The sequence below is a fragment of the Hyalangium sp. genome (assembly GCF_035629615.1).
Lineage (GTDB): Bacteria > Myxococcota > Myxococcia > Myxococcales > Myxococcaceae > Hyalangium.
On record NZ_DASPHO010000521.1, the window covers coordinates 1 to 3,420 of the forward strand.

Consider the following 3,420-nt stretch of genomic DNA (forward strand, 5'->3'; position numbering starts at 1 on the left):
CTTCGTCGTGGAGGGCACCGCGTTCCTCAAGCACATGGTGCGCAACCTGGTGGGAACGCTGGTGGAGGTGGGCAAGGGCCGTCAGTCCGAGGCCTGGGTGGCCGAGGTGCTGGCCTTGAAGGACAGGACGAAGGCAGGGCCTACCGCGCCTCCGCAGGGGCTGGTGCTGGAGGAGGTCTTCTACGGGGAGGGGCCGCCCCCTCGCACGGCCGGGGACTCGACGGACGTGTTTGATGACGAGCCATGAGGCCTCCGGGCCGGGCTTGCGCTAGGCTCCAGCGGCGTGAGCTCCAAGCTTGGCATTCTCGATCCGGTGCGCGTGCGCATCCGCCGCTTCCAGTTCGTCGTGGGACTCGGCTTCTTGTCGCAGGTGATCGGAGCCGTGCTCTCCGTGGCGCTGGCCTACCGGCTGGCTGAGCGCATCCAGGATCTGCCGGATGGCCTCAAGCTGCTCGTCGGCATCCCGCTGCAGAACCTGTGGGCGATCGCCGTGCTGCCCCTGCTGTGCTACGGCGCCGCGCGCATCATCGAGCTGAAGCCGCTGTCGACCGCCGTGGGAGGCGTGGCGTCCGGCCTGGTCTTCGTCCTCGTGCTCAACTTCGCGTGGGGCGGCTTGGAGGGGCTGTGGCCCGGGTTGGCAGCCGGTTCGCTGCAGATCTCCGCGCTGGCGGCGGGGGTGCTCCTCAGCTACCGGGCGGTGTTGAAGGGGCGCGCTGCCGCTGCCCAGGGTGCGCTCAAGGCCCAGGCCCAGGCCGAGTCGCGCAAGGTGGAGTACCAGGAGTTCCTGCGCGAGGCCGAGCGCGGCGCGGAGAAGACGGCCCAGCGTGAGGCGGAGCGGGCTGCCGCGGCGGCCTCCGGGGGCAGCGCGGCGGTCGCGGTGGCTCCGGACAGTGGGGCCGTGAGCTCGGGGAACGCCGTGGCGGGGGCTGAGATGGGGGCCTCGGGAGCTTCGAGCCCAGAGTCCGCCAGCCCAGGTGTGGCGAGCACCGATGCTCCGGGTGAGGCAAAGGCCCCCACGACGGGCAGCTGAGTGAGCAGGTGGAGGCCAAGGAGGAGGAGGTGAAGGCCTGGTACCAGGAGCAGCTCACCCGCGCAGAGTACCGCGAGGAAGAGCCGCTCCTGTTCCGACGGAAGGCGCAGGAGGTGCGGCTGGACGTCACGCCCCGAGCAGGAGGGCTCCATGTCTTCCTCTTCCTGCGCACGGCTGGCGAGCCCCCGCCCCTGTGACGGGGGCCGCCGGGTGTGTCAGCAGGGGAAGCACGCAGCCTGGCGCAGCGCGGTGTCCTCGGGAAGCCCCAGGGCCACGTTGAGGCTCTGCACGGCCTGACCGGCCAGCCCCTTCACCAGGTTGTCCAGCGCCACCATGACGGCCACGGTGCGCCCGCGCGTGGCGACGGAGATGTCGGCGAAGTTGCTGCCCACCACCGAGGCCAGCCGCGGCGTGCCCTCCACCACGCGCACCATGGGCGAGGTGGCGTAGTAGCGGCGGAAGGTCTCGGTCAGCGAGTTCGTGCTCACGCCGCCGCCGTTCTCCGGCCACTCGAACTGCACGGTGGCGAAGATGCCGCGCACCAGCGGCGCCGAGTGGGGCACGAAGGTGAGCCGGTGGCGCGAGGCCTTGTGCGCCACGAGCATCACGTCGATCTCGGCCTCCTGCGGGTGCTCCAGCGGCTTGTAGGCGCGGAAGTCATGCGCGCGGGTGGGGTGGTGGGTCACGTCGCCCGGCAGTGCGCCCGAGCCCGAGGAGCCCGTCACCGCTGAGGCCGCGATCATGCCCAGGCCCGGCGTGGACGCCACGGGCAGCAGCGCGAGCTGCACCGCCGTGGCGAAGCAGCCCGGGTAGGCGATGCGCTTCGCGCCCTTCAGCTTGTCGCGGCGCCACTCGGGCAGGCCGTAGACGAAGCGCTCGAGCAGCTCGGGCGCCGGGTGGGGGCGGCCGTGCGTCGCGGCGTAGCGACCGGGGTGGTCCAGCCGGAAGTCCGGGGAGAGATCGACCAGGACGATCCGCTCGGACAGGCCCAGCGAGGCCCACTGCTTCTCCAACGCGGGCAGCTGCTTCGCGAGCTCCTCCTCCTCCAGCGCGGAGAAGACCACCGGCTGTGGCGAGTCCGTGAGCCAGCGCCAGTCCGGCGCCGCGTCGAACTTGCCCTCCACCAGCCCGCGCAGGTGTGGGTGCACCTTGTAGAAGGGCATGTCCGCGTGGGGCGTGGACACCGCGCGTACGGCGGCTACTGCCGGGTGTCCCGACAGCAGCCGCAACAGATCGCCGCCGGGGAAACCGGCAGCGCCCAGGATGTAGGCGTGTACCTTGTTCATGCGCTCTTCCTCCCAGCAATCCGCGGTGCAACCTTCTCGACGATGAATCCACCCAGGCCGGCGGCGTCCGCTCGCGCGTTGTGCGCGGGCAGCCCCACCTCTCGCTCCACGAAGCGGATGCCCACCCGGTTGTCCGTGGCGGGCCCGGCCACCACGTCCACCTGGATGCCGTAGGTCTCCTTCATGTGGCGCACGCCACCGGCGGCACCCACGGGATCATTGGCGCACAGCACCCACGCGCCGCCGAGCCCGCGCAGCTCTGGGTCCTCGAGGATGGCCTGCACGCCGTACTCGCCCATGATGCCGTCTCCCGTCTCCGCGACGATGACGTCCACATCCGCGGCGGCCAGCTCGGAGAGGATGACTCGCGACACCTGGGCCGCCGTCTTCGGGCTGGTGCAGACGGTGCCCGCGTCGGTGAAGTCCATCACCACCTCCGCGCCCGAGTCCCGCATGCTCAGCGTGTCCCGCATCAGCGACACGCCGGTGAGCTTGGCGCCGCCCACGCGGTAGCCGGCCTGCATCAGCTGGCGCACCATGGCGCACGCGGCGTACGTCTTCCCCGCGTTCATGCAGGTGCCCACCACGTACACCACCGGCACCGTCACCGGCTGCGTCGAGCCCTTCAGCGCCCCGGCGCGGACGTGGGCCGGCTGCCCGGCGCGCGACTGGAACTCGGGGAACATGAGCACCTGGCCGAGCACCTCTGCCTCGAAGGGCGTGCCCACCCCCGGGTTGTGTGAGGTGCACTGGCCAATCACCCCGCCCATGTTGAGCATGTGGAGCTTCTGGCCGGCGACGACCTGCTCCGGCACCACGCCCTCATACCCGTGCAGCGCGTTGCGGTGGCCCAGGGCCCCGATGACGATGTCCCCGCCGTGCAGCGTCACGAGCCGGCCGTGGATGTCCTCGAGCTGGTTGTAGACGGACTTCTCCCCGTGGATGCGCACGGCGATCACCGCGCCCTCCACCGCCTGGATCTCGGAGGTGAGGTGCACGGTGCGGCCCAGCCGCAGGTTGCGGGTGACACTGCCTACCTTGTCGACGTGGACTTTCATGACTTCACCTTGAGGGCCAGGGTCTGCGCTACGCCGTACACCTTCG

The 3,420-nt window shown here is 70.9% G+C and carries 4 protein-coding genes and 1 pseudogene; 3 read left to right on the plus strand and 2 right to left on the minus strand.

Annotated features, from left to right (window positions below):
• From VD972_RS26510 to VD972_RS26520, 3 genes and pseudogenes are all read left to right on the plus strand, one after another.
• A pseudogene (locus tag VD972_RS26510) lies at window positions 1-247 on the plus strand (tRNA pseudouridine(38-40) synthase TruA); the annotation flags it as partial.
• A 36-nt stretch (window positions 248-283) separates the two neighbouring features.
• Window positions 284-1,030 carry a hypothetical protein gene (locus VD972_RS26515; protein WP_324991530.1) on the plus strand — a complete coding sequence of 249 codons (747 nt, stop codon included), beginning with the start codon at window positions 284-286 and terminating at the stop codon, window positions 1,028-1,030.
• 8 nt (window positions 1,031-1,038) lie between these two features.
• The gene (locus VD972_RS26520; protein ID WP_324991531.1) at window positions 1,039-1,227 is read left to right on the plus strand and encodes a hypothetical protein; all 189 of its coding nucleotides are present in this window, start codon (window positions 1,039-1,041) and stop codon (window positions 1,225-1,227) included.
• 18 nt (window positions 1,228-1,245) lie between these two features.
• On the opposite strand, the gene argC is transcribed toward VD972_RS26520, so the two are convergent.
• A complete protein-coding gene (gene argC / locus VD972_RS26525; protein WP_324991532.1) occupies window positions 1,246-2,316 on the minus strand; it encodes an N-acetyl-gamma-glutamyl-phosphate reductase in 1,071 nt (356 codons plus the stop codon).
• Entirely contained in the window at window positions 2,313-3,374 is a 1,062-nt protein-coding gene (locus VD972_RS26530) for a hypothetical protein (protein ID WP_324991533.1), read from the minus strand. Before VD972_RS26530 ends, argC begins: the two co-directional genes overlap by 4 nt.
• Window positions 3,375-3,420: the final 46 nt, after the last annotated feature.